Here is a 25,658-nt window from a genome sequence, read left to right as displayed (position 1 = left end):
TTTAATAAATGGGTTATTCATCGAGGTCGTAAGTCATGATGACCTTAATCGCGGTTTTATCGACCATGGCATCAAAACCTTCGCGCCACTGCGACAGGCCAATGCGATGAGTAATCATTGGTTTGACTTTGATCGCGCCGCTGGCGAGCAGGCGAATGGCGTTGCGCCAGGAGGTGGAGTCGTAAGCCATATGGCCGATGATGCTTTTGTTCCAGGCAGTGATGTCGTTGATGGAGAAGTCCAGCGGTTTGAAGCCCATCCCCACGCGGACCACTTCACCGTTGGGGCGCAGCATTTCGATAGACTGTTTGAGGGCAATGTTGGCGCCTGAACATTCGATAACCAGACCGAGATTATCTTTGCCGCAAATTTCCTGACAGCGCGCAACTACATCTTCGCTCGAACCGTTGACCACCGCCGTCGCACCCAACGCTTTAGCGATGGGGAAACGCACCGCGACGTCCTCTTCCAGCCCGACCATCACGATATTGACGGCCCCCATGATGCGCGCCATCTGTACGGCAAAGAGCCCTAGCGGACCGGTACCGAAAACCACCACGTCCTGACCGGGGAGAAATTTGGATTGTTGAGCGATAGATTTATAGGCGTTACAGATAGGATCCAGCACCGCCGCTTCTTCGTAATCAACGCCCGGCGGGATTTCCCACAGCGCGTGGCGATGAATTTTGAGGATCTCCCCCGGCACCAGGCAGTATTTCGAAAACCCGCCGCCCCAGGTATTGTTATCAAGACCTAAATTAACTTTTTCTGTACAACACAGAAAATCACCTTGTTCGCAGGCCGGACACACGCCGCAGACGTGCCCGCTATTATCAGAAACCACCCGCTGGCCCACTTTCCAGTCCTTAACCTTTTCGCCGACCCGGACGATTTCACCGGCAAATTCGTGGCCGCGAATGGAGTTGAATTGGTCGGATCCGCTATCGACGTTGTAGTGCTTCATATCCGCGCCGCAAATGGCTGCTGCCTTGATTTCAATCACCACATCATCCGGACCGCAGACCGGTTCCGGAACATCAATCATCTTATAGCCGCCAAAGGCCTTACCAAATCTTGCCAGTGCTTTCATTGCGTCTTCCTTTGTTTGTGGTTTTGCATCAGTGGGAGCAATACTTAACCACGAAATCTTTAAGGTCAACATTAAATCTTTAAAACACAGATATTGATCTGCATTTCACAACTTAGATCACAAATACGGCAAAATGGATGGCGGGGAGAGATGTGAAGGAAAGCTTATGGCGTTGGCATGGCGCGGCTTCGCTGATGCAGCGTGAACCCCTTCGCAGTTTTGCGCAATGGAAGATGCTAGCCTGCACGAGCTGTTTTTTCGCCACGCCATTTCCGTGGCGTGTTTGTTTTACTAAGTCACTTTTCTGTCAAAGAGGATTTGCTATGAAACTTTTGCCTTTACTGGCAGCTTTACCCCTGCTCTGCGCGAGCGTCGCTTCTGCTAATACCCTGATGTCCGTCGGCTACTTTAACGGCGGCGGCGACGTCACTGCCGGACCTGGCGGCAATATCGATAAACTTGACGTCCGGCAGATTACCCATCTCAACTACTCGTTTGGTCTGATCTATAACGACGAAAAAGGTGAAACCAACGCGGCCCTGAAAGACCCCGGCAGGCTGCATCAAATCTGGCTGTCGCCAAAAGTGCAGGCTGATTTGCAGAAAATCCCGCATCTGCGCCAGCAGAATCCGAACCTGAAAGTTTTGCTTTCCGTCGGCGGCTGGGGAGCGCGCGGATTCTCCGGCGCGGCGGCGACAAAAGAAACCCGAGCGCTGTTTATTCAGTCGGCGCAGGAGATCATTGAAAAATATGGTCTTGATGGTATCGATCTGGACTGGGAGTATCCGGTCAACGGCGCATGGGGACTGGTCGACAGCCAACCGGCCGATCGCGATAATTTTACCGCCCTGCTGAAAGAGCTGCGCGCGGCGGTGGGCAATAAAAAACTGGTGACCATCGCCGTGGGCGCTAACGCGGAGAGTCCGAAGAGCTGGGTGGATGTCAAAGCGATAGCCCCCTCGCTCGACTACATCAACCTGATGACCTACGACATGGCTTACGGCACCCAGTACTTCAATTCCAACCTGTACGACTCCTCTCAATGGCCGACGGTCGCAGAAGCCGATAAGTACAGCGCTGATTTCGTGGTCAACAACTATCTTGCGGCGGGTTTGAAGCCCAGCCAGATGAACCTGGGGATTGGTTTCTATGGGCGGGTACCGAAACGCGCCGTCGAGCCGGGCATTGACTGGAGCAAACCAGATGCACAGAAAAATCCGGCAACGCAGCCTTATTTTGAGCCGCAGCAGGTCGAGCTGTTCAAAACGCTAGGCGTCGATCTGTCAAAAGATACCTACGTGAAATATAACGATATCGTGGCGAAGTTCATCAACGATCCGCAGAAGCGCTTTACTCAGCATTGGGATGATGAAGCGAAAGTGCCGTGGCTGTCGGTAACTTCCTCCGACGGTAAAGCGCTCTTTGCCCTCTCCTATGAGAACCCGCGTTCGGTGGCGATCAAAGCCGACTATATCAAGAGCAAAGGACTGGGAGGCGCGATGTTTTGGGAGTACGGCGCCGATGATCAAAACCAGCTAGCGAAACAGCTGGCCGAATCCCTGGGGATCAAACGCTGATCTGCGCGATGTCACCGCCTGCACAATAGGTTATGATAAGCACATTCCGCTGCGCCAGCTCCGGCGCAGCTTTTCATTTGCAACAGAAGGCATGGGTATTATGGCTTATATCCCGAAAAACTACGCCCGTCTGGAAGTCGGATATCGCGAAAAAGCGCTGAAGCTCTTCCCCTGGGTCTGCGGACGCTGCTCGCGTGAGTTTGTCTATTCGAATCTGCGTGAACTGACGGTACATCATATCGACCACGACCACTCCAATAACCCGGAAGATGGTAGCAACTGGGAGATGCTGTGCCTCTACTGCCACGATCATGAACACTCAAAATACACCGAGGCCGATCAGTATGGTTCAACGGTGGTGGCCGGCGAAGATGCGCAGAAAAGCGTCGGCGAAGCGAAATATAACCCTTTCGCCGATCTAAAAGCGATGATGAACAAGAAATAACGCTCAGCTGACGCTAAGCCCGGCGTTCAATTGGCCGGGCCGTTCAGACTCAGGATTTAAACGTCGCGATAGGTTGCGGCGAAATACCGAAGTCCACTTTCAACTGCTGTTTACTCTTCATCACCATCTGTCCGTTGGTGTCGATGGTCATATGCTGCGCGTCAACGTTATATCGGGCCTGCCAGAGCATCACCAGCTGCAGACAGTTCTCTTTCTGCTCGGCTGTTAACGCCACGCCGTCGGGCCATTTTCCCAGCTCCACCGCCGTCGCCAGACGCTGATACACTTCCGGCGTCATGCCGTCGATAATCCGTTCAATTTCCATCGTTCTCCCGCCCCGTGTTGGAATAATTTGCTGAATCGTTTTTTCAACCCTTGGTTTGCTCACCATTTTCATCATTGGTGAAGCTTAAAGAGGCCGAATTAACACAAAAACGCTCACCGGTAGGCTGCGGGCCATCCGGGAAGACGTGTCCAAGGTGAGCATCGCAGTTTCCGCAGCGAATTTCCGTGCGCTGCATACCGTGGGAGTAATCGTTAAGATAGCGAATAGCGTCATCGCTTACCGGCTCATAAAAGCTCGGCCAACCGCAGCCTGAATCATACTTGGATTGCGAGTTAAACAGCGGCGCGTCGCATACCAGGCAGTGGTAGACGCCATCGCGTTTGTTGTGGAGTAGCCGCCCGGTGAACGGCGGTTCAGTACCGTGATTCTGCGTCACGTAAAACTGCATCTCGCTCAAATTTTTTTTGAGCTCGTCCGAAGAGGGTTTATTCGACATTGGCTTGCTTCTCGCTGTGAAAGGACAACTTTTTCGGCTTAATTCTAACAAAATATTAACAATGAAGCGTGCACTTTTGTTCTAAACTTAGGCGACGCCAAAAGGCAGCCACACAATTGTGATGAATATCACATTTTTATCTCAAATGACCTTTAAAATTCCGGGCGCAGCCCCCATATGGAATTGGGCTCAAAGGGAAAGTGGGATAAATCAACCGCGCAAAGGCATGCTCCGGATTGATTTGTCGCAATGATTGACACGATTCCGCTTGACGCTGCGTAAGGTTTTTGTAATTTTACAGGCAACCTTTTATTCACTAACAAATAGCTGGTGGAATATATGACTATCAAAGTAGGTATCAACGGTTTTGGCCGTATCGGTCGCATTGTTTTCCGTGCTGCTCAGGAACGTTCTGACATCGAGATCGTTGCAATCAACGACCTGTTAGACGCTGACTACATGGCTTACATGCTGAAGTATGACTCCACTCACGGCCGTTTCAACGGTACCGTTGAAGTGAAAGACGGTCATCTGATCGTTAACGGTAAAAAAATCCGTGTTACCGCTGAGCGTGACCCGGCTAACCTGAAGTGGGACGAAGTGGGTGTTGACGTTGTTGCTGAAGCAACCGGTATCTTCCTGACCGACGAAACCGCTCGTAAGCACATCACCGCTGGCGCGAAAAAAGTCGTTCTGACTGGCCCGTCCAAAGACAACACTCCGATGTTTGTTAAAGGTGCTAACTTTGACAAATACGAAGGCCAGGACATCGTTTCCAACGCTTCCTGCACCACCAACTGCCTGGCTCCGCTGGCAAAAGTTATCAACGACAACTTCGGCATCATCGAAGGTCTGATGACTACTGTTCACGCCACTACCGCTACTCAGAAAACCGTTGATGGCCCGTCTCATAAAGACTGGCGCGGCGGCCGCGGCGCAGCTCAGAACATCATCCCGTCCTCTACCGGCGCTGCTAAAGCTGTAGGTAAAGTACTGCCAGAACTGAATGGCAAACTGACCGGTATGGCGTTCCGCGTTCCGACTCCGAACGTATCCGTTGTTGACCTGACCGTTCGTCTGGAAAAAGCTGCTTCTTATGAAGAAATTAAGAAAGCAATCAAAGCTGCTTCCGAAGGCGCAATGAAAGGCGTTCTGGGCTACACCGAAGACGACGTTGTCTCTACCGATTTCAACGGCGAAGTTTGCACTTCCGTATTCGATGCTAAAGCGGGTATCGCTCTGAACGACAACTTTGTGAAACTGGTTTCCTGGTACGATAACGAAACTGGTTACTCCAACAAGGTTCTGGACCTGATTGCTCACATCTCCAAATAAGTTGAGATGAGACCGTAATCTGTAAGAGCGACTCCGGTCGCTCTTTTTTTTGCCTAAAAATATACCCGTCATACTTCAAGTTACAGATGTGTTGGCTACGCTCGCTCACCCGAATCACTTACTACGGTAAGCTCATCGGGATGAATCAAGGACATCCATGTCCCTGACCGAAGGCCATCTTCGGTTGTTCAAATTCGTTCCTGACGAATTTGTCGTTCACTTGCCACCTTCCTGCAACTCGAATTATTTAGGGTAAAAAGGATTGCGTAATGATTAATAAAATTTTTGCCCTCCCGGTTATCGAACAGCTTACCCCTGTCCTTTCCCGTCGCCAGCTTGATGACCTGGAACTGATCGTGGTTGATCATCCGCAGGTTAAAGCTTCCGTGGCTTTCCAGGGCGCTCACCTGCTCTCCTGGAAGCCCGCAGGCGAAGAAGAGGTCCTGTGGCTCAGCGGCAATACCCCATTCAAAAATGGCGTTGCCCTGCGTGGCGGCGTGCCGATTTGCTGGCCATGGTTTGGCCCATCAGCTCAGCAGGGTCTGCCGTCGCACGGTTTTGCCCGCAATCTGCCGTGGGCCCTGAAAGGCCACGATGAAGACGATAACGGCGTGGTGCTGACCTTTGAACTAAAAAGCAGCGATGCCACTCGCCAGTACTGGCCGCATGAGTTCACCCTGTTAGCGCGTTTCAAACTGGGTAAAACCTGCGAAATTGAGCTGGAAGCGCACGGCGAATTTGAAACCACTTCCGCCCTTCACACCTATTTCAACGTCGGTGACATTGCGGCAGTGAAGGTCAGCGGTCTGGGCGACCGTTATATTGATAAAGTGAAAAATGCCGAAGAAGGCGTATTAAGCAACGGCACTGAAACCTTCCCGGATCGTACCGACCGCATCTATCTGAATGCAGAAACCTGCAGCGTCATTCACGATGATGCGCTCAGCCGCAACATCGATGTCGTCCATCATCACAACAGCAACGTGGTTGGCTGGAACCCGGGACCGGCCCTTTCCGTCAGCATGGGCGATATGCCCGATGATGGCTACAAAACCTTCGTTTGCGTAGAAACTTGCTGCGTAACCGAATCGCAGAAGGCCAGCGAAGAGAAACCTTCGCGCCTGGCGCAAACCATTCGCGTGGTGAAACGCTAACGCACTGAAAGAGCGCATACGGGTTAAAATCTAGTGCGCGTATTTCTGCCGGGCGGCAGCTGACGCTTTGCCCGGCCTGACGCACTGATTGCGATCGTATTCATGCCTGGTGGCAGCTCGCGACCGGAGCCCCGCAGAGTCGGGGCTTTTCTTTATACCCTATTCAGACCATATCCAGCGGTGTTTTTCTTCCCGGTGCCGGGTAAGCTTTTTCCAGCAGCGCCCTCTCTTCAGCGGTTAGCTCGATGTCCAGCGCCGCAGCATTTTGCTCAACATGTTCGATACTCGATGCTTTCGGGATCGCCAGTACCCCCTGATGGCTGATAACCCACGCCAGAAGCACCTGCGCGGCGGTTACGCCCCGGGCCTGCGCAATATTTTTCACAACGGTATGATTTAAAAGTCCATTGCGTAGACGGCCGGCCTGGGCCAGCGGACAGTAGGCCATCACCGGCAGCCGCTGCTGCTGGCACCATGGCAACAAATCATGTTCAATACCGCGAGAAGCCAGGTGATAGAGTACCTGGTCAGTTGCGCACTGCTCGCCGCCGTCAACCTGCCAGAGTTCTTGCATATCAGCGTAATCAAGATTCGATACGCCCCAGCGACGAATTTTGCCCTGCGCAACGAGCGCTTCCATACCTGCCACCGTCTCCTGCAATGCGTAGTCGCCGCGCCAGTGCAGCAGGTAGAGATCGAGATAGTCGGTCTTCAGGCGGCGCAGGCTGGCTTCGCAGGCGCTGGCTATTTTGCGACCGCCAGCGTTCCACGGATACACTTTAGACACCAGCACCACGCGCTCGCGCTGGCCGCGAATGGCTTCGCCGACAACCTCTTCGGCGCCGCCGTCAGCATACATTTCCGCCGTATCGATCGCCGTGAGCCCAAGATCGATGCCCGCGCGTAGTGCAGCAGACTCCTGAGTGCGCAGCGCCGGGTTTTCGCCCATGTACCAGGTCCCCTGCCCTATGACGGGAACCGCTGGATGCTCGCCAAAACTGATTGTCCTTTGTGCCATGACTACCTCCTGTCGTTTGATTGCACCACCGTAATGCAAAACAGGGCATTACGCCCTGTTTTGATGCACAAATTGCTCTGTAATAAAGCACTATCAGAAGGAGTAAGTGATCCCGGTTGAAATCAGACCGCTCCAGGATTTGTCCACCATCGGACTATCGGTGATTTCGTCAGACAAGCGGGTGTAGCGGGCCACGCCGTATACGCTCCAGTCGCCGAGGAAACGATAGTTTGCCGACAGCTCGAGGTACGGGTTCCAGCTGCTGTCCGGATCGTAGCTGCGCATGCCGCTGCGATTCGACTCATGCTTCGAAACACCATAGTAGTACTCGTTCTGATTATCGCTATTCCATTCAACGCCAATACCCGGCGTAAGCGTCAGATTGCCGTTGGTGTAGCGATATAGCCAGGCCAGATCCCATACGATACCGTTGCTGTTATCCAGGGTGTCCCCTGACAGCGCGGTGCGCAGGAAACCGTACTGCGTATAGTGTTCGTACGCAAGTCCTGCCATCACCGTGGATTTACGTTTATCCAGACGGCGCATCTGCTCGCTATCGCTGTCGCCTGGCTTAAAGTACATCGGCGACCAGTAGGCGGTCACGGAAAGCTTATCGTTGGTATCATTCCACAGGTAAAGACCACCGCCTAAACCACGAAACCAGAAGTTATCGCTCTCGTAATTAATCACCGGCACCGGGTAAACATCAGCATCATACTGCTTGTACGGATGTTCAACGACGCCTACACCCGCCCCTAAAGTGAACTTCCCTTCAGCGTGTACGGCGGATGCTGAAGTCGCAATCAACACACCAAGTGCCAGAAGTTTGATTTTAGTCACGATCCATATTCCTGTTGTCAAATTATTAGCGCAGGCAGTTTAACGTTGTATACGTCATGCCTCAAATTCTTTACCAGTCATTACACTGAATTCACCAGATTCTCATCCTCAGATGACCATTCGCTGACAGCCGAATGACAGCCTCATGACGGCGTGAAACCAGAAGTGGAAATGAGAGGCTGCTTTTCCGGATGAGTTGTTGATAAGTCATTGAAATTGATTTTCCACGCCATGCAAGTTTTCCAAATGCATCTACGCTTTAATTTAGAAGAAGTAAATGCGGGGCACGTTATCCCGAGACTTCGCCAACCTGGCATAAGGGTTGCTGGAGAATCAGAGAGCGCTGTGCAGCTTACCTCTTCCGGGGGCTCCCACTATTCATATGAACGGCTCTCAACCTGTGCTAAAAACGAAAGGACGGCATGCCATGAATATATTCGATCACTATCGCCAGCGCTATGAAGCTGCCAAGGACGAAGAGTTCACACTGCAGGAGTTTCTTACCATCTGTCGGCAAGATCGCAGTGCTTATGCTAACGCAGCAGAAAGATTGCTGATGGCCATCGGTGAGCCGGTCATGGTCGATACGGCCCTGGAACCCAGGCTATCCCGTCTCTTTTCAAACCGGGTCGTTGCGCGCTATCCGGCATTTGAAGAGTTTTACGGTATGGAAGATGCCATCGAGCAAATTGTTTCTTACTTAAAGCACGCCGCTCAGGGGCTTGAAGAGAAGAAACAGATTCTGTATCTGCTGGGCCCTGTGGGCGGCGGTAAATCATCGCTTGCCGAACGCCTTAAGTCCTTAATGCAGCGCGTGCCTATCTATGTGCTTAGCGCAAACGGAGAGCGTAGCCCGGTCAACGACCATCCGCTATGTCTGTTTAACCCGCAAGAGGATGCGCAAATCCTCGAAAAAGAGTACGGCATTCCAAACCGCTATCTGGGAACAATTATGTCGCCGTGGGCGGCCAAGCGTCTGCAGGAATTCGGCGGCGACATTACGAAGTTCCGCGTGGTGAAAGTGTGGCCGTCAATCCTGGCGCAGATTGCCATCGCCAAAACCGAGCCCGGCGATGAGAATAACCAGGATATCTCTGCGCTGGTGGGTAAAGTGGATATCCGTAAACTGGAACACTATGCGCAGAATGACCCGGATGCCTACGGATATTCCGGCGCCCTGTGCCGCGCCAACCAGGGGCTGATGGAATTTGTAGAGATGTTTAAAGCGCCTATTAAGGTGCTGCATCCGCTGCTGACCGCGACGCAGGAAGGGAACTATAACGGTACTGAAGGGATCTCCGCCCTGCCGTTTAACGGGATTATCCTCGCCCACTCCAACGAATCGGAATGGGTTACCTTCCGCAATAACAAGAACAATGAGGCCTTCCTCGACCGCGTGTACATCGTCAAGGTGCCTTATTGCCTGCGCATCTCGGAAGAGATCCGCATCTATGAAAAACTGCTCAATAACAGCGAACTGACTCACGCGCCCTGCGCGCCGGGAACCCTGGAAACGCTGTCGCGCTTCTCGATTCTGTCGCGCCTGAAAGAGCCGGAAAACTCGAGCATCTACTCGAAAATGCGCGTCTATGACGGAGAAAGCCTGAAAGATACCGACCCGAAAGCGAAATCCTATCAGGAGTATCGCGATTATGCCGGCGTTGATGAAGGGATGAACGGCTTGTCTACCCGCTTCGCGTTCAAAATTCTGTCGCGGGTATTTAACTTTGATCACGCCGAAGTCGCCGCGAACCCGGTGCATCTGTTCTACGTCCTGGAGCAGCAAATTGAGCGTGAACAGTTCCCGCAGGAGCAGTCCGAACGTTACCTGGAGTTCCTCAAAGGTTATCTGATCCCGAAATACGCCGAGTTTATCGGGAAAGAGATCCAGACCGCCTACCTTGAGTCCTACTCGGAGTACGGGCAGAACATTTTTGACCGTTATGTGACCTACGCCGACTTCTGGATTCAGGATCAGGAGTATCGCGACCCGGATACCGGCCAGCTGTTTGATCGCGAGTCGCTGAATGCGGAGCTGGAAAAAATCGAGAAGCCGGCCGGGATCAGTAATCCGAAAGACTTCCGCAACGAGATTGTCAACTTCGTGCTGCGCGCCAGAGCGCACAACAGCGGACGCAATCCAAACTGGACCAGCTACGAGAAACTGCGCACGGTTATTGAGAAGAAAATGTTCTCCAATACCGAAGAGCTGTTGCCGGTGATCTCGTTCAACACCAAAACGTCAACCGATGAGCAGAAAAAACACGATGACTTTGTCGACCGCATGATGGAGAAAGGCTATACCCGCAAGCAGGTTCGCCTGCTGTGCGAATGGTATCTGCGGGTACGTAAATCATCCTGATAGACCAGCCCGGCAGGCAACCGCTGCCGGGCGAATAATAACTGCGAAGACCCAATGACATTCAGCGCCAGGCACATTCCGGCGCTTGAATGGCCGGGGCATAGTTGGCAAATGCAGTACAGGAGGGCATATGACCTGGTTCATAGACCGACGCCTGAACGGGAAAAATAAAAGCGCCGTCAACCGGCAGCGCTTTCTGCGCCGCTACAAAGCGCAGATAAAGCAGTCGATCTCCGAGGCCATAAACAAGCGCTCGGTGACCGATATTCAGAGCGGAGAGTCCGTCTCCATCCCAACGGACGATATCAACGAACCGATGTTTCATCAGGGGCGCGGCGGCCTGCGCAATCGCGTTCATCCCGGTAACGATCACTTCGTGCAGAATGACCGTATTGAACGTCCTCAGGGCGGCGGAGGCGGTGGAGGAAGCGGTCAGGGGCAAGCCAGCGCCGATGGCGAAGGCCAGGATGAGTTTGTTTTTCAGATCTCGAAAGATGAGTATCTGGATCTGTTATTCGAAGATCTTGCCCTGCCGAATCTGAAGAGAAATCAGCATCGGCAGCTGACGGAATTCAAAACCCATCGCGCAGGCTACACCGCTAACGGGGTTCCCGCCAACATCAGCGTCGTTCGCTCGCTGCAAAACTCGCTGGCGCGGCGCACGGCGATGACCGCCGGTAAGCGCCGGGAGCTGCATGCTCTGGAAGAAGATCTGGAGAGTATTAGCAAAAGCGAACCGGCGCAGCTGCTGGAGGAGGAGCGGCTGCGCAAAGAGATTGCCGAGCTACGGGCGAAAATCGACCGCGTGCCGTTTATCGATACTTTCGATCTGCGCTACAAGAACTACGAAAAGCGGCCAGAGCCCTCAAGTCAGGCGGTGATGTTTTGCCTGATGGACGTCTCCGGCTCGATGGATCAGGCGACAAAGGATATGGCAAAACGTTTTTACATCCTGCTGTATCTGTTCCTCAGCCGGACCTATAAAAACGTTGATGTGGTTTATATCCGCCACCATACGCAGGCAAAAGAGGTCGACGAACACGAATTCTTTTATTCGCAGGAGACCGGCGGCACCATTGTCTCCAGCGCTCTGAAGCTGATGGACGAAGTCGTTAAAGAGCGCTATGACCCGGCGCAGTGGAATATCTACGCCGCTCAGGCATCGGACGGCGATAACTGGGCGGACGATTCACCGCTGTGTCACGAGCTGCTGGCGAAGAAAATCCTGCCCGTGGTCCGCTACTACAGCTATATCGAGATAACCCGCCGTGCGCACCAGACGCTGTGGCGGGAGTATGAACATCTGCAGTCGACCTTTGAAAACTTTGCCATGCAGCATATTCGCGACCCGGAAGATATTTATCCGGTGTTCCGGGAACTGTTTCACAAGCAAACCTCAAAAGCGGACGGTTAATCTCTTCCGGACAGCCAGCCTTCACAGCTGGCTGTTTTTTGCGCTTTATCCGGCCCGGGTCTGCTGTAGAGTGCCAGGGTCAATCTCCGCCATGATCAGGTCGGGCAAGCTCTCCAGCTGGTGCACCTTACCGCACTTAACGATGATCTGCCGGGCCCTATCATATCCCGGCGCCCACAGCCGATTATTCATGCGCACATCCTTATACACTGCGACCAGCGGTTTTTTCCACGCAGCCGCCATATGTACCACCGAGGTATCCGGCGAGATAACCAAATCGGCCTGCGCAATCAGCGCCATGCAGTGGTGCAGCGTTTTAAACGGATTCACGCTGACCTTCTCCGGCAGAGAAAGACGAATTTCATTGCGGTGGTCGAGCAATATAATATTGATAGCGGGATACTCTTCGCGCAGTCGGGTGAGAAGCGTGGCCAGCTGCTCCTGCGACATGCTGCGGTCCTGATGGCCGGCAAAAATATTAATGACCACATTTCGTCCACTTTTAGCCGCCAGATAATCACGCACCTCGTGTTCGACATTCTCGGGAATATGCAAGTCATAAGACTGCAGATATTTTTTGTCCAGCTGGAGATAATCGGCAATGAGCGTAAAGGTCTTGCTGACGTGCCAGTTTGCACAGTCAAAATCAAAAGAGCGGGTATAGTGATTAATAGAAGGCCATTTATTAAACCCCAGCACCGAGCGCGCTTTTATCTGCCGTAACAGCAGCATCCGGTGCACCGGAATATCAAAAAGCGAGGGGTCAATAACAATATCATACTTATTATTCGCAAGCTCATTAATAACGGGCTGAGGAACGTTATGGGTAAACTTACGCAGATAAGCCGCCGAGTCGACATTCTCAGCTTCATAAATATGGCGAATATGTGGATTATCACGCATGACCTGGCTGTTCGATTTCGTTAACAGAAAATCAACAGTCATACCTGCCTTATGGAGGCATTTAACCAGCGCAGAATCAACGACAACGTCCCCTATCGCGCCTTCATTGCGCATAAGCAGTACCGTTTTGGCGGACGTTAAATCTGCTTCGCGACGCGCGCGACAATCCCACAACGCTTTTGCGATATAAACCCGCAGAATATTGCGTAATTTCTTAAAAAAATAATTGCGGCGCCGGTTGAGCTCTCTTATTTTTTTAAACTTCCGGGGAGCTACCTGCACCGCTGCGTTTTCCATCATCATAACCTCGTCACCACAATCAACAACACCTCTGCTAGTCATCCTAATGACTAATGAAAATAAGAAAAGTTCTCTTGTTATATAAAATTATCCTGTTTTTGGCGCAGGGCGAATAGTAATACGTTTCGTTATTGCAGCATATGTTATTGCATGCAAAATGAGGGAAAAGTGAAGTTAATGTGGATAAAAGGGGTATGAAAGCCTACAATTAGCTTGCTTATAGTTTGCATGAATTCTGGTTTCAGTTTTCATATCGCTATCGGGATCGCCATACACAAAGTGAACTCTTTCTCCATTCAACACGTAATGTGGCTAAACATGCACACGCTTTTGCTAGAATCTACCGGTGACAACTGCTTAAGTTTTATCACAGCGTATCCTGATTTTTCCCCTTCATGACATGAATAGACCGTGCGCAGGTAAACTGACCTTAACGATCTGGTGAACTAACGTAATGAAATTAAAGAATAAATTACTTCGTCATTTGATTTCGGCTGGGGTAGTGGTCCTGACCTCTTCATTCCTGGTCTATGAGTTAGTCGTCAGCCATCGGGATATGTCGGAATATATGCACTATATTGTCGAAAAAGGCGAGTACGCTTTTCTCTACGATAAATATCAAAATCAGCTGGTTATCTCCCAGATCGCCCGCAAGTTAGATACCCTACCTTCTGCTGAAGTTGCTCAACAGGCATGCGACAGCGTACAAACAAAAGGCAGCGTTAGCGGTCTGAATATTACGGAGTACACCTTTCCCCTGCTTAGCGGCACGCTCAGTGCGAATCAGTCTTCCTGCCTGGCGTGGGTTAACGATCTGCCCGCGCTGCAGGCCTTTGATACCATTATCGACCATAACAGAACCCACCATGGCCAGGAAACCGGTCCTTATAAATCCGACAACAAATTACGTTACTTCATTGATTTTAAAAATAAATATGTGTATTTCCATACTCAAGTCGAGATTAAAAACCGCGCACTGGACAACTGGAACTTTCTCCACGACGGCAAATTAGGTATTACCCAGACTAACCTTAACAGCTTACTGCGCGGCCGCACGTTGATGTCCAGCATCTACGTGGACGCGGTGACCGGGCAAAATATTCTCTCGTTTTTGTCCCCGGTGTATCACCACGAAGGGCTTAAAGGGGTCGTCATGGTCGATGTCAGCCGTAAAGATATCGAAGAGCTCCTGTATACCGCTGACCGCCCGCTGGTGTGGCGTTATCTCGACATCACATTAACGGATTCGGACTCAACCTCAGAAATCATTGTTCACCGCAGCAAAACGCATCTTTTTAGCTATGCCCATTATCAACATGCGGTAGCCACAAACCTGCAGATCTCGCTGTCGCTGGACGTGATGTATTTCCTGCTCAGCTCCTGGAAGCTCTTCCTGTTTTACCTGATATCTACCGGCGTGCTGCTTCATCTTGTTCGCATGCATTTTCGTTTGTATATCGATGTTTTTAAAGAAAATATTAGTGATTCATTAACCGGTCTTTACAACCGTAAAATTCTCTCCTCGTTGCTGGAATCGCGCATGCAAAAGCTGACGGAACAGGGGGTGAATATTGTGTTTATGGCGCTGGACTGCGACCGGCTTAAATTCATTAATGATACCTTTGGGCATAACGAAGGCGACCGCGCAATTGTGATGCTTGCTCAGTCCATATCCGCCGCCATACGCAAAAGCGATTACGGTATCCGGTTGGGCGGCGATGAGTTCTTTCTGATACTGATTGATTACGCCGAAGAAGACGCCAAAAATATTACCGAGCGTATCCGCCAGCATCTGCGAACGATTGACGTCAACAAGCGCGTTAACTTCTCATGGGGCGCCTGTAGCATGGCGCCGGGAGATAGCCTGGCCGATACCATGCAAATCGCCGATGCCCGGCTGTACGAAAATAAAAAACAAAAAAAGCACGTCCATCCAGGGCGAGAGGATTAATCTTTAGCTTTAAATTTTTAAGGAACCATCAGCATGAACGCGTCTGCAGGACTCAGCATTCATCAGCAGCTGATCGCGCTGCTTAACCGCTCCCATGCCCGCTACCGGGTTGTGGAACATGAAGCCGTCGGGAAATGTGAAGCGGTATCGAAGATCCGCGGTACCGCGCTGGGTCAGGGAGCCAAAGCGCTGGTATGCAAAATTAAAGGTCATGGCGTAAATCAGCACGTTCTGGCGATTCTTGCCGCCGACCTGCAGGCGGACTTAGCCCGTCTGGCCGAGTATATCGGCGGCAGTAAAGCCTCCCTCGCCAGCCCGGCGGAAGTGGACTCCCTGACCGCCTGCGTGTTTGGCGCGATTCCCCCCTTTAGTTTCCACCCGGCGTTGCGGCTGGTTGCCGATCCGGTCCTGTTCGAGCGTTTCCCGGAAATCGCCTTTAACGCCGGGCAGCTTGATAAATCGATCATCCTGGATACCGCCGACTATCTGCGCATTGCTCGGCCGGAATTGGCGGCTTTTCATCGCCAGCCCTGAGTCTGCTCCCGCCGTCTGCAGCCCATTTCCGCTTTTTTGCGAGCTTCGCGGCGGGAAGATCGCCATCGGGCAGATGCCTGAAAACATCATTCTGAGATAAAAAAAGCCTGTTTAGTCACGCAATTATGCGTAGAGTAAACGGGCTTCTCTTTTTTGTTTTCTGGCAAGGACCTCTGCACATGCTCGACACCACCCTGTTAATACTGCTGGGCCTGGCGGCGCTCGGCTTTGTTAGCCATAACACAACCGTGGCTATTTCTATCCTGGTGTTAATTATCGTTCGCGTCACCCCGCTTAACGCTTTCTTTCCGTGGATAGAAAAGCAGGGGCTGACCATCGGTATAATTATTCTCACCATTGGCGTGATGGCGCCAATCGCCAGCGGTACGCTCCCGCCTTCAACGCTGCTGCATTCCTTCGTTAACTGGAAATCGCTGCTGGCCATCGCGGTAGGCGTTTTTGTTTCCTGGCTTGGCGGGCGCGGCGTAGCGCTGATGGGCTCGCAGCCGCAGCTGGTTGCCGGGCTGCTGGTCGGCACCGTGCTCGGCGTCGCCCTCTTCCGCGGCGTACCGGTCGGCCCGTTGATCGCCGCCGGGATAATTTCGCTGTTTATCGGGAAGTCGTAGCCAGGCTGGCAAGATAGCGTCCCGGCGTCTGCCCAAGGCCCTTTTTAAACATAGTAATAAAAGCGGTGGTGGAGTCGTAGCCCAGGCTCTGCGCCGTCTGCTGTACCGTTTGCCCGCGAATCAGCATCTGCAGGGAGAGAATAAGCTGCAGCTGATGCCGCCAGCGCCGAAAGCTCAGCCCCGTCTCGCGCACCACCAGCCGCGCCAGATTGCGTTCACTCATGGCAAACTCCGCCGCCCACTGCGCCAGGGTTTGCCAGCGGGCCGGGTCGACGGCCATCATTTCCGCCATTTGACGAATTTTGGCATGTCCGGAGACCGGTAGCTGCAGATGCTCCTGCGGCTGCTGCGGTAGCTCATCAAACAGCACCTGCACCAGCCGGTCCATCTCCGGTTTACCGAGCCAGGCCCTGCCGCGCTGGGCCATCGCGAGGATCAGCTCGCGCACCAGCGGCGAAATCTTTAACGTACAGCAGAAATCCGGCATCGGCGCCGCATCGGGTTCAATAAATAAGAAGCAGATTTGCGCCTCCGGCGTCGCGCGATTACTGTGCGGTACCTGCCCGGGCACCCATACCGCGTACTGCGGCGGCACCATCCACATGGCGTTCTCGACTTCACAGGTTAGCGCCCCGTGAAGGGCAAGTGTGAGTTGCCCTTTACGATGCTGATGGCGCGGAATGTACTGTTCATCCGCAACAACCTGAATACGAAAAGCCAGCGCCGCCTCGTGGCCGCTGTCCGGGTCGTAGCCGTCCAGGCCGAGTCCGATCATAAAATTGTCCGATTTTAGCGATAATCTGTCATTTTAGCTTGATTTAAACATCCCACAAACAGGCTATTGTGAACGCCTCGTATTCTTGTTTGAGATCGCCATGAATTCTGTTTTACCTTCTGCCGGCCGCCGTCCTCTTTTGTTGATTGCCGGTATTCTGCTTATCGCCACGACCTTACGCGTGGCATTTACCGGCGCCGCGCCGCTGCTCGACGCCATTCGCAGCGAATATGGCCTCACTACCGCACAAACCGGGCTGTTAACGACGCTGCCGCTGCTGGCCTTCGGCCTGGTGTCACCGCTGGCTGCGGGAGTCGCTCGCCGCTTCGGCATTGAACGCAGCCTGCTGCTGGCGATGATCCTGATTTGCCTCGGAATTGGTCTGCGCTCCCTGCCCTTCGTCTCGCTACTGTTTATCGGCACCGCGGTGATCGGCTGCGGTATCGCGCTGGGGAACGTACTGCTGCCGGGGTTAATCAAACGCGACTTTTCGCAGCACGTCGCCAAAATGACCGGCGCTTACTCTCTCACCATGGGTGGCGCGGCGGCATTGGGCTCGGCCATGGTGGTACCGCTGGCGCTTGCCGGACTTGGCTGGCGCGGCGCGCTATTGACGCTGATGGTTTTTCCACTGCTGGCGCTGTTTGTCTGGCTGCCGCAGTCGCGCAGACAGGCTACCGCGCCGCTGACCGGTTCGGGAGCCATCCATAACCGCGGTATCTGGCGTTCTGCGTTAGCCTGGCAGGTGACGCTGTTTCTTGGCATTAACTCGCTGGTCTATTACGTTATCATCGGCTGGCTGCCGGCCATTTTGCAAAGTATTGGCTACAGCGAAGCGCAGGCGGGTTCCCTGCACGGGTTGCTGCAGCTGGCGACCGCCGCGCCGGGACTGGCGATTCCCTTAATCCTTCATCGGTTAAAAGATCAGCGCGGTATTGCGGTGCTGGTTGCCATGATGTGCGCGGTCAGCGCGCTCGGATTATGGTTTCTCCCGGGCCAGGCGGTAATGTGGACGCTTATCTTCGGCTTTGGCTCCGGCGCGACCATGATTCTGGGGCTGACCTTTATCGGACTGCGCGCCAGCTCAGCCCATCAGGCCGCTGCGCTGTCGGGAATGGCGCAGGCGGTGGGCTATCTGCTGGCCGCCTGCGGGCCGCCGGTGATGGGTAAAATTCATGACGCCTCGGGCGACTGGCATATTCCGCTGATCGCCGTGGCGCTAATTTCTGTCGTGATGGCGGTCTTCGGCGCGCTGGCTGGCCGCGATCGGGAAATTCACGGCTAGAGGCACTCTCGCCCGGCAAACGCTGCCGGGCGTTTATTTAACGGCTCGCGGCGTGTAAAAACGCGTGAACCAGCGGCGCGGGCCGCCCCTCCAGCGCATTGCGCTCGTGCTGGAACAGCGTGGCGACAAAGAATGGATGCGTAATCAGCTCGACCGCACGAATCTCACCGTCATCGTCCCAGCCGGTCACCCGCAGATCGCCCTGCTCCAGTTCCCGAGCGAAATCGTCGGCAATCCCATAATTACAGTGGTATCCCTCCTGAATGCTATCGCGACCGTAAGCGCGCGCGATAAGCGTATTGGCGCGCAGCTCAATATTATCCGTCTTTTCAACCAGCGAGCAGCTTAGCGGCGCGATGACCATCCGGCCTTCGGTATCGGTTTCCGCATGCGCGGCATCCTGCCAGCCCATAACGTTGCGCGCATACTCAATAATGGCGTGCTGAAACCCACCGCAGGTACCGAGGAACGGTATGCTGTTTTCACGGGCGTGGCGAATGGCGATAAATGCGCCTGCGGCGTTTTTATAGGGGCTGGCGGGTACCACCCAAATAGCATCGTAGTCAGCAAGATCCTCAGTAGAGTTTATCTCACTGGTTGCCAGCCAGTCATAGCGCAACGAAAGCTCGAGGACGGCTGCAGCATCATCTATTGCCAGGGGAATCGCTTTGTGGGCGACAACATCGGGGTTGTAATCACCAACCAGGGCAATACGCAGGGGGGAGTTCATAGCAGGATCCTTATGTCAGAGCGATTATCAGGCAACACAAGGAGCCTCAGATTAGCGATCTCACATGCAGAAAACAATCCTTATTTTCTCTGCGCCTGAAGACGGGCATTTTGCGCCGACTGGCGGTATGGTATAGGACAGAAGAATGGCTATGGATACACGATGAAGAGCAAAATTCTGGTTAGCGCCTGCCTGATGGGCTTTCAGGTTCGCTATAACGGCAGCCACAAGGCCCGCTTGACTGACGCATTGACTCGCTGGCAGCGTGAGGGACGGTTGGTCACCCACTGCCCGGAGCTGGCGGCCGGATTGCCTGTACCGCGACTACCGGCTGAGATCCTCAACGTCCAGGGCGCAGAGGTGATGCAAAATCGCGGGCAAATTGTTGAAAGCGACGGCAAGGATGTCACTGCGCAATACCAGTTGGCCGCCTGGCTGGCGCTAAAAGCGGCGCAAGAAGAAGGGTGCGCTGCGGCTCTGCTTACCGATGGTAGCCCCACCTGCGGCAGCCAGTTTATCTATGATGGTACCTTTAAAGGCCAGCGCAAACCCGGTGCTGGTGTTGCCGCCGCCCTGCTTCGTGAGCACGGCATTAAGGTATTTTCTGAGCAGCAGCTCCCGCAGCTGCTGGCGTGGATGGAACAAAGGGAGGGCAATGATGATTCAGTGTAAACGCGTTTATGACCCGCAGGAAACGAGCGACGGCTACCGGATACTGGTAGACCGTCTGTGGCCGCGCGGGATAAAAAAAGAAACGCTGAACTACGATGAGTGGTGTAAAACGCTGACGCCATCAGCAGATTTACGCAAGGCTTTTCACAGCGAGACCATCGATTTCGCCCACTTTAGCCAACTCTATCGCCAGGAGCTTGAGGCTCAACGGGAGGAAGGCAAACGCCTGGCGGCCCTGGCCAGTCAACAGCCGCTGACGTTACTCTATGCGGCGAAAAACACCCGGCAAAACCATGCGCAGGTGCTGGCTGACTGGCTAAAATCGCTACAATAAACGCTACGGCTTATTCGGGTGATCGCGCCGCCAGAGCGCCCATTCATCTAACGTTTCCCCGCTGGGCAGCTTACATTCAGTGCGTACGCCCTGCGGGCTTTGGATGGGAACCTGCGTGCCGCCGAGCTGCTGACAGTAAACCGAAGCCGGGTTAGCCATCCCCACCGGATGTGCAGGCTGCGTCGGCTGAGTCTGCGCACATCCGGCCATCGCCAGAGGCAACATAGCTATCATCCACTTCATTTCTACTCCTTAATTGATCAAAACGGACTTTCGCCCTGAATCTCCACCTTTTCTCCATTTTAGCTGCACTTTTGCATCGTAGAGTAGCCCTGTTCTCGAACTGACCAGAGAACAGATCATTCCATAATCAATGAGTTTTTCCCCGTCGCCCCCGACGGGGCTTTTTTCCCACCCTCGATGCAGGTATTCTCCCGACAGATGTGTTAAATTTTGTGTATCTCTGTTAATTCTGCGCTAATTGTCGTTTCGCATAGCTTGCCGGTAGTTACGATTAGCGTTCGGGAGCCGTATTCCTCATGTCCGATTTTCTCCTCGCTCGCGTTTCGCAAACGCTCGCCAATGAACACACCCTGGAAACATTGGTGCGACAGCTGCTTGAGATGCTGGAGCTTGTTACCCGAATGGAATCTACCTACCTGACTCGTATCGACTTCGAGGCGCAGCGCCAGCAGATTATGTACGCGCACAATAGCAGCGAAATGCAGATCCCTGAAGGTTTCTCCGTTCCCTGGAATGACTCCCTGTGTAAACGTGCGCTGGACGACCGCTGCATATTCAGCAACGATGTCGCCGAGCGCTGGCGTTCGTGTATCGCCGCCCAGGATTTGGGTATCGCAACCTTTTTCAGCATCCCCGTGCGCCTGACCGATGGCTCATTATTCGGCACGCTCTGCGCCACCAGCCGGGAAAGACAGCCCTATAACATTGAGGGTGAGCAGGTGATGAATCTGTTTGCCAACCTCATTTCGCACTATGTTGAGAAAGAGACCCTGGTGCAGCAGCTTCGGGCAGCAAACGTCGCGCTGGAGATGCACTCGTACACCGATGAGCTCACCGGTTTGCCGAATCGCCGCTCGTTGTTCAAGCATCTTGCCGCACAGTTTGCGCAGGCCAGAGAACGCCAGCGCAGCGTACTGCTCATTTTTATCGATCTCGATGATTTCAAGGCAATCAACGACCGATTCGGTCACCCCTGCGGTGACAGCTTTCTGATTCAGGTTGGAGAACGCCTGTTGGCCCGCGCCCGCCGCGGCGATATTGTTGGCCGCCTGGGCGGCGATGAATTTTTGCTGGTTGGCCTATGTTCCGAAGCGGAGGAACAACAGGAGTATATTGCCGCTTTACGTAAAGAGCTAACGGGGATCTATTTCCTTGGCGCGCACCGAATTAACTATCCCGGCGCCAGCTTTGGCGTGATTGAAGCCGACCCACAGGCAATGGACGTTGAGCAAGCGCTACGAAGCGCCGACGACGCGATGTATCAGGATAAAAAGTCACGTCGCCAGGGAACATTTTTTCATATTGACTAATATACGGTGAAATCCCGTATCATATTAAGCACGATTCGCACCTACAGGGGCTCAATAATGAGACTGGGTATTCTATTTCCGGTGGCTATTTTTATCGTCGCCGTTGTTTTTCTGGGCTGGTTTTTTGTCGGCGGCTATGCGGCACCGGGCGGGGCGTAATGAAGAAAAGCACCATTATTATGCTTATTGTCGCAATTGTGGCCGTGGCGGGTACGCAGCTGGGCTGGTGGTAAAACCAGGAATATTCGCCCTTCAGACTGGCAAACATTGCGGAATTTTCTTATCTACTCAATAACTTAAAAGAATAGACTCACTTCATCAGCCGTTTGCGCTTGTCGCCGTTCGCGGACAGATTTAACTGGAGAAGTGAGAAATGAAAAAATCGATCGTGTTGCCGTTAGTGCTCGCGCTTTGCACGCTATTATCGGGATGTATCGTCGACAGAGGCTATCACCACGGGCACCGTCATCATCATCACGACGACAGAGGCTGGCGATAAAGCGCAAAACATCACAAGGCGAACTTCGGTTCGCCTTGTCGCATACGATTAGTCCCGGCGGTCGGAGCCCAAAAAAAGGAATCCCAGCGGAATGGAGAACAGCAGCGTAAACACGATGCTATAAACCGTCACCATCGCCCCTTGCAGGAAAAACATTGAAGTCGTCCACTCTGAGTACGGCATATTGTACTCGCTCACCACGCCGCCAAAGGTTGCACGCCCTACCACGATAAGCGCGATGGCAAATATCGCCGCTATCGACATAAAGAACTTCTTGCTGTTTTTATTGCTGGTGAGTTTCTGCAGAATCATCCGGGTTCCCTTTTTTCTGAGCGATAATCGGCTGTATATGTAACACCAATGCAATCAAAATTGAAGGGAATTTGTTACAAAGCACAGAGAGTCAGCGGCGGGCCGGTGGCATATACCGGCCCCAACGATTACGACTGTAGCGTTGCCAGACGAGCGGCAAAACCGACAAACACGAGGCCAATCAGGCTATTACCGATTTTCGCCAGTTTCTTTTTCGTTTTTACGTAGCGCGTGACGAAAGAGCCGGAGACGATAAGGAAGCTCATGTAAATAAAGCTAATTATCTCCAGGGTCAGCGCCAGAATAAAGAACGCCAGCCCGGGCGTTCTGGCATTGACGTCAATAAACTGCACGAAGAATGAGACATAAAAAAGAATCGCTTTCGGATTCGTCAGGCTGAGGGTCAGCGAACGCTTAAGAATCGCGCTCCCCGGCTCGGAATCAGAAGACGAATGCCCATCGCGCTGCGTCAACACCGCGTAGAGCATCTTCCCGCCCATCCACAGTAGATAAATCGCCCCCAGGTAGCGGACGATATTGAATAATACCGGCGTGGTCTTGATGAGGGTCGCGACCCCGGCAAACGCCAGAAACATCAGAATGGCATCACCGATAAACACGCCCGCTGCCGCGAGATAGCCTTTTTTCACGCCGTGAGCGACGCCCGTCTTGAGGACAAAAAAGGTATTGGGACCGGGCACCAGAATGATAAAGATAGCCCCAACCAGATAGGTCAGGTAATTCAGTACACCAAACTCAGCGAACACAACGCACTCCTTCGCTTACAACAAAAATATGATCCCGCGCACGTTAACGCAACCGGGACCATTTTGAAAGCGCCGAGAGTGCGGAGGGCTTAATAGAGCGAAGTTTCGCCCAGCGGACGGGTTTTAAAACGGCGATGAACCCACAGATATTGTTCAGGGGCGCGCAGGATCTCTTTCTCGATAATCTTGTTGATATAGCTCGCCGCATCCTGTTTATCTTCTCCAGGATAGTCGCGCATCACATCGCTGATATGCAGGCTATAACCTTTGCGGTCCGCTTTACGCACCATGCTGATCGTCAGCATTTTTGCGCCTGACAAACGAGAAAGCACGTAGGTGCCGTTGGTCGTCGCCGCTTGCTGGACCGAGAAGAACGGGGCAAATACGCTCCCCTTCGGGCCGTAGTCCTGATCCGGCGCGAACCACACCGCTTCGCCCGACTTTAATGCATGCACGAGTCCGGATAAATTTCGGCGGTCGATCATCGCCTTGTTCGAGCGCAGGCGACCGCGCGTCTGCACCCACTCCATCAACGGACTGTTATGCGGACGGTAGGTTGCCATCATGGGGCGACACAGCCCCATCGTGCGGCCACCCAGTTCAAGAGACATAAAGTGGACGCCGACAACCATCACGCCTTTCCCTTCGCTCAGCGCATTGTTGAGGTTGACCATCCCCTCGACGTCAAACCATTTTTTCACTCGCTCATCGCTCCAGAACCATGCCATACCGGTTTCAATCAGCCCCATTCCCAGAGACATGAAATTTTGCTCGATCAGCTTTTCGCGCGCCGCTGGCGACATTGTGGGGAAGCAGAGTTCGAGATTACGTCTGGCGATATGCTCACGACGTTTAAGGAAGCGCCGGGAGGCGCGTCCCGCGCTGGTGCCGATAAGATGCAAAACGGGATAAGGAAGCTGGACAATCAGCCAGAGTACGCCCAGGCCAAACCAGGTACCCCAATTACGAGGATGAAGAAGACTTTTATTAAAAGCGTAAGACATGTTTTTTCCTGTAAACATTAGAACATGAGGTAACGCTTAAGGAAAAAACGAGTCCCTTCATCTGTCATTAGGCGGTACGTGTAGCAGTTCAGACAATAATAATCCTGTTAAATTCACTGCGGCAAGTAAAAAACTACGCCAACAGAAAAAAACACATTACCCGCACACCTGTAACAAAATGTAAAACAAAAAATGAATAAATCATTACAAATATCCACCACAAGAATGATTAACACGCTAATCATTCATCATAAGGCAAGCTGTTCTCAAAGCAGGAGAACGCTGCGCTCCCTGCAGGCAACGGCGGAGGCCGCGTCAGGACAGGGCTGCGCAGCAATGGTACCGGGATAATTTTGGTTTTCCGTTATCCCTTTAACCACGTCAGCGCTTGCGCTACCCATTCATCTCTCTTAACGCTTTTTGATTTAACAGAAGAATATAAGAAAGCTTCCCGAAGCCAAAGTTGAAATAAGAATCACCTTATTTTACTTTCCTGACAATAATTAATAATTATCGACAATTACCCATTTCGTCACCCTTATTTCGGACTTTTTACCTAAATTGCTTTAACCGAGCAGCAGGCAATAAAGTTTAAATGCTTTTTATGACGTTGAAAAAAGCGCAGCATTGATAAAAATCTCGGACGATTCTCGCGCTTTAGCAAGCCATTGCAGACAATTTTTAGCGCCTGTATAAAACCTTCATCTTTCATTAACCCTCGCGGCGACATCAGCGACATCGGTCCATGATGAATGCTTACGGCATCAAAGCCGCTCCGTTGGAAAAGGGTCCGCCAGGCGGCAGCGCTCAGCGGGCTGACGTTGGATTTCACGACCCCCTGCAGCTGTCGCCGGGCGTCCTCTCCCAGCGTATCATGCGTATACATGATATCGTGCGTCAGCAAACGGCCACCGGGCTTGAGAACGCGAAAATATTCTGCCACCAGTTTTTCTTTGGCTTTATCCGCATACATGGTGAGCATCGCTTCATTTATCACCACATCAAACGTCTCGTCGGCAAATGGCAGCCGACCCGCATTCGCCTCCATCACTATCACCCGATGATCCACACCTTCGCGAACGATATTTTGCCGGGCTTTCGCCAGCGCGCCTTTATCCATATCGATGGCGTAAACGGTACAGTGAAAACGCTGCGCCAGCTCAATAGAGGTTGTCCCCATATTACAGGCCACCTCCAGGACTTTATTGTCGGCGCTAAACCCTGCCTGCTTAAATAGCCACTCAGTGGCCTCAATGCCGCCGGGACGTAAGCGGGTTTTCCCCAAACTTGCCAAAAAAGTATGTCCGGCTTTTTCGCTAGCGTTCATCTGACTCTCCTTACCTCATAAGATGCATTATAAATACAACATTAAAGTGAGAGAGGGAATAATGATAAT

28 protein-coding genes are annotated in these 25,658 nt (G+C 52.8%); 15 read left to right on the top strand and 13 right to left on the bottom strand.

Translation table 11 applies throughout. The annotated features are described in order from the left end of the window. Nucleotides 1-13: 13 nt before the first annotated feature. Nucleotides 14-1,090 carry a zinc-binding dehydrogenase gene (locus ABLV75_RS15940; protein ID WP_004101275.1) on the bottom strand — a complete coding sequence of 359 codons (1,077 nt, stop codon included), beginning with the start codon at nucleotides 1,088-1,090 and terminating at the stop codon, nucleotides 14-16. A 323-nt stretch (nucleotides 1,091-1,413) separates the two neighbouring features. On the opposite strand from ABLV75_RS15940, the gene ABLV75_RS15935 reads away from it, so the two are divergent. Next, nucleotides 1,414-2,667, top strand: a complete 1,254-nt coding sequence (locus tag ABLV75_RS15935; RefSeq protein WP_004101274.1) for a glycoside hydrolase family 18 protein — start codon at nucleotides 1,414-1,416, stop codon at nucleotides 2,665-2,667. Between the two features lie 100 nt (nucleotides 2,668-2,767). Further along, on the top strand, nucleotides 2,768-3,112 hold the full coding sequence (yajD, locus tag ABLV75_RS15930; RefSeq protein ID WP_004101273.1) for an HNH nuclease YajD: 345 nt from the start codon (nucleotides 2,768-2,770) through the stop codon (nucleotides 3,110-3,112). 49 nt (nucleotides 3,113-3,161) lie between these two features. Here yajD and ABLV75_RS15925 read toward each other — a convergent pair whose 3' ends face one another. Together ABLV75_RS15925 and msrB are read right to left on the bottom strand one after the other, a co-directional pair. Next, complete coding sequence (locus ABLV75_RS15925; RefSeq protein ID WP_004101272.1) at nucleotides 3,162-3,437, bottom strand: YeaC family protein; 276 nt, start codon at nucleotides 3,435-3,437, stop codon at nucleotides 3,162-3,164. A gap of 43 nt (nucleotides 3,438-3,480) precedes the next feature. Next, a complete protein-coding gene (msrB, locus tag ABLV75_RS15920) occupies nucleotides 3,481-3,894 on the bottom strand; it encodes a peptide-methionine (R)-S-oxide reductase MsrB (RefSeq protein ID WP_004101271.1) in 414 nt (137 codons plus the stop codon). Between the two features lie 339 nt (nucleotides 3,895-4,233). On the opposite strand from msrB, the gene gapA reads away from it, so the two are divergent. Continuing rightward, a complete protein-coding gene (gene gapA, locus ABLV75_RS15915) occupies nucleotides 4,234-5,229 on the top strand; it encodes a glyceraldehyde-3-phosphate dehydrogenase (protein WP_004101269.1) in 996 nt (331 codons plus the stop codon). A gap of 269 nt (nucleotides 5,230-5,498) precedes the next feature. Next, nucleotides 5,499-6,383: a D-hexose-6-phosphate mutarotase gene (locus tag ABLV75_RS15910; RefSeq protein WP_004101267.1), complete on the top strand. Its 885-nt coding sequence runs from the start codon at nucleotides 5,499-5,501 to the stop codon at nucleotides 6,381-6,383. Nucleotides 6,384-6,546: 163 nt separating this feature from the next. Here the strand turns inward: ABLV75_RS15910 and ABLV75_RS15905 are convergent, their stop codons facing one another. Together ABLV75_RS15905 and ABLV75_RS15900 are read right to left on the bottom strand one after the other, a co-directional pair. Then, the gene (locus ABLV75_RS15905; RefSeq protein ID WP_004101265.1) at nucleotides 6,547-7,401 is read right to left on the bottom strand and encodes an aldo/keto reductase; all 855 of its coding nucleotides are present in this window, start codon (nucleotides 7,399-7,401) and stop codon (nucleotides 6,547-6,549) included. 93 nt (nucleotides 7,402-7,494) lie between these two features. Then, nucleotides 7,495-8,241, bottom strand: a complete 747-nt coding sequence (locus ABLV75_RS15900; RefSeq protein ID WP_004101263.1) for a MipA/OmpV family protein — start codon at nucleotides 8,239-8,241, stop codon at nucleotides 7,495-7,497. A gap of 427 nt (nucleotides 8,242-8,668) precedes the next feature. On the opposite strand from ABLV75_RS15900, the gene yeaG reads away from it, so the two are divergent. Next, a complete protein-coding gene (gene yeaG, locus ABLV75_RS15895; RefSeq protein WP_004101257.1) occupies nucleotides 8,669-10,603 on the top strand; it encodes a protein kinase YeaG in 1,935 nt (644 codons plus the stop codon). Nucleotides 10,604-10,733: 130 nt separating this feature from the next. After that, the gene (locus ABLV75_RS15890) at nucleotides 10,734-12,017 is read left to right on the top strand and encodes a YeaH/YhbH family protein (protein WP_004101255.1); all 1,284 of its coding nucleotides are present in this window, start codon (nucleotides 10,734-10,736) and stop codon (nucleotides 12,015-12,017) included. A 45-nt stretch (nucleotides 12,018-12,062) separates the two neighbouring features. On the opposite strand, the gene ABLV75_RS15885 is transcribed toward ABLV75_RS15890, so the two are convergent. Then, nucleotides 12,063-13,220, bottom strand: a complete 1,158-nt coding sequence (locus ABLV75_RS15885) for a glycosyltransferase family 9 protein (protein WP_004101253.1) — start codon at nucleotides 13,218-13,220, stop codon at nucleotides 12,063-12,065. 454 nt (nucleotides 13,221-13,674) lie between these two features. Here ABLV75_RS15885 and dgcJ point away from each other — a divergent pair, with 454 nt between their 5' ends. The 3 genes from dgcJ (at nucleotide 13,675) to ABLV75_RS15870 (ending at nucleotide 16,331) form a co-directional block, all read left to right on the top strand. Next, nucleotides 13,675-15,171 carry a diguanylate cyclase DgcJ gene (gene dgcJ / locus ABLV75_RS15880; protein ID WP_004101251.1) on the top strand — a complete coding sequence of 499 codons (1,497 nt, stop codon included), beginning with the start codon at nucleotides 13,675-13,677 and terminating at the stop codon, nucleotides 15,169-15,171. A gap of 33 nt (nucleotides 15,172-15,204) precedes the next feature. Continuing rightward, nucleotides 15,205-15,705 carry a YbaK/prolyl-tRNA synthetase associated domain-containing protein gene (locus tag ABLV75_RS15875; RefSeq protein ID WP_023320736.1) on the top strand — a complete coding sequence of 167 codons (501 nt, stop codon included), beginning with the start codon at nucleotides 15,205-15,207 and terminating at the stop codon, nucleotides 15,703-15,705. Nucleotides 15,706-15,884: 179 nt separating this feature from the next. Further along, complete coding sequence (locus ABLV75_RS15870; RefSeq protein WP_004101248.1) at nucleotides 15,885-16,331, top strand: DUF441 domain-containing protein; 447 nt, start codon at nucleotides 15,885-15,887, stop codon at nucleotides 16,329-16,331. Here the strand turns inward: ABLV75_RS15870 and ABLV75_RS15865 are convergent. Next, nucleotides 16,315-17,106: a helix-turn-helix transcriptional regulator gene (locus ABLV75_RS15865; RefSeq protein ID WP_348855021.1), complete on the bottom strand. Its 792-nt coding sequence runs from the start codon at nucleotides 17,104-17,106 to the stop codon at nucleotides 16,315-16,317. The genes ABLV75_RS15870 and ABLV75_RS15865 overlap by 17 nt on opposite strands. Before the next feature lie 100 nt (nucleotides 17,107-17,206). Between ABLV75_RS15865 and ABLV75_RS15860 the strand changes: the two genes are divergently transcribed. After that, nucleotides 17,207-18,391, top strand: coding sequence for a CynX/NimT family MFS transporter (locus ABLV75_RS15860; RefSeq protein ID WP_004101244.1), 1,185 nt, complete (start codon nucleotides 17,207-17,209; stop codon nucleotides 18,389-18,391). 37 nt (nucleotides 18,392-18,428) lie between these two features. On the opposite strand, the gene ABLV75_RS15855 is transcribed toward ABLV75_RS15860, so the two are convergent. Next, on the bottom strand, nucleotides 18,429-19,121 hold the full coding sequence (locus tag ABLV75_RS15855; RefSeq protein ID WP_004101242.1) for a CTP synthase: 693 nt from the start codon (nucleotides 19,119-19,121) through the stop codon (nucleotides 18,429-18,431). Nucleotides 19,122-19,283: 162 nt separating this feature from the next. On the opposite strand from ABLV75_RS15855, the gene ABLV75_RS15850 reads away from it, so the two are divergent. Both ABLV75_RS15850 and ABLV75_RS15845 read left to right on the top strand, forming a co-directional pair. Beyond that, nucleotides 19,284-19,793, top strand: a complete 510-nt coding sequence (locus tag ABLV75_RS15850) for a DUF523 domain-containing protein (RefSeq protein ID WP_004101240.1) — start codon at nucleotides 19,284-19,286, stop codon at nucleotides 19,791-19,793. Continuing rightward, nucleotides 19,780-20,127 carry a DUF488 domain-containing protein gene (locus ABLV75_RS15845; protein ID WP_004101238.1) on the top strand — a complete coding sequence of 116 codons (348 nt, stop codon included), beginning with the start codon at nucleotides 19,780-19,782 and terminating at the stop codon, nucleotides 20,125-20,127. The genes ABLV75_RS15850 and ABLV75_RS15845 overlap by 14 nt, the downstream gene beginning before the upstream one ends. A gap of 3 nt (nucleotides 20,128-20,130) precedes the next feature. Here the strand turns inward: ABLV75_RS15845 and ABLV75_RS15840 are convergent, their stop codons facing one another. Continuing rightward, nucleotides 20,131-20,370, bottom strand: a complete 240-nt coding sequence (locus tag ABLV75_RS15840; RefSeq protein ID WP_004101237.1) for a DUF333 domain-containing protein — start codon at nucleotides 20,368-20,370, stop codon at nucleotides 20,131-20,133. Nucleotides 20,371-20,666: 296 nt separating this feature from the next. Between ABLV75_RS15840 and ABLV75_RS15835 the strand changes: the two genes are divergently transcribed. The 3 genes from ABLV75_RS15835 to ABLV75_RS15825 all read left to right on the top strand — a co-directional run bounded on the left by ABLV75_RS15835 (nucleotide 20,667) and on the right by ABLV75_RS15825 (nucleotide 22,179). Next, nucleotides 20,667-21,680, top strand: coding sequence for a sensor domain-containing diguanylate cyclase (locus tag ABLV75_RS15835; RefSeq protein WP_004101236.1), 1,014 nt, complete (start codon nucleotides 20,667-20,669; stop codon nucleotides 21,678-21,680). Between the two features lie 57 nt (nucleotides 21,681-21,737). Beyond that, nucleotides 21,738-21,839, top strand: a complete 102-nt coding sequence (locus tag ABLV75_RS15830) for a YoaK family small membrane protein (protein ID WP_004101234.1) — start codon at nucleotides 21,738-21,740, stop codon at nucleotides 21,837-21,839. 214 nt (nucleotides 21,840-22,053) lie between these two features. Next, the gene (locus ABLV75_RS15825) at nucleotides 22,054-22,179 is read left to right on the top strand and encodes a hypothetical protein (RefSeq protein WP_085955747.1); all 126 of its coding nucleotides are present in this window, start codon (nucleotides 22,054-22,056) and stop codon (nucleotides 22,177-22,179) included. Between the two features lie 48 nt (nucleotides 22,180-22,227). Here ABLV75_RS15825 and ABLV75_RS15820 read toward each other — a convergent pair whose 3' ends face one another. The 4 genes from ABLV75_RS15820 to ABLV75_RS15805 all read right to left on the bottom strand — a co-directional run bounded on the left by ABLV75_RS15820 (nucleotide 22,228) and on the right by ABLV75_RS15805 (nucleotide 25,589). Next, on the bottom strand, nucleotides 22,228-22,491 hold the full coding sequence (locus ABLV75_RS15820) for a DUF2534 family protein (protein WP_004101230.1): 264 nt from the start codon (nucleotides 22,489-22,491) through the stop codon (nucleotides 22,228-22,230). 128 nt (nucleotides 22,492-22,619) lie between these two features. Further along, the gene (leuE, locus tag ABLV75_RS15815) at nucleotides 22,620-23,258 is read right to left on the bottom strand and encodes a leucine efflux protein LeuE (RefSeq protein WP_004101229.1); all 639 of its coding nucleotides are present in this window, start codon (nucleotides 23,256-23,258) and stop codon (nucleotides 22,620-22,622) included. 89 nt (nucleotides 23,259-23,347) lie between these two features. Further along, nucleotides 23,348-24,262 (bottom strand): kdo(2)-lipid IV(A) palmitoleoyltransferase, encoded by a 915-nt coding sequence (gene lpxP / locus ABLV75_RS15810; RefSeq protein ID WP_004101221.1) that lies wholly within the window; start codon nucleotides 24,260-24,262, stop codon nucleotides 23,348-23,350. Nucleotides 24,263-24,818: 556 nt separating this feature from the next. Continuing rightward, complete coding sequence (locus tag ABLV75_RS15805; protein ID WP_004101220.1) at nucleotides 24,819-25,589, bottom strand: class I SAM-dependent methyltransferase; 771 nt, start codon at nucleotides 25,587-25,589, stop codon at nucleotides 24,819-24,821. Between the last annotated feature and the right edge of the window lie 69 nt (nucleotides 25,590-25,658).

This window comes from Klebsiella sp. CN_Kp066 (assembly GCF_040065135.1).
In the GTDB taxonomy this organism is placed as follows: domain Bacteria; phylum Pseudomonadota; class Gammaproteobacteria; order Enterobacterales; family Enterobacteriaceae; genus Klebsiella; species Klebsiella oxytoca.
This window is presented reverse-complemented; position numbering and strand designations above follow the sequence as displayed.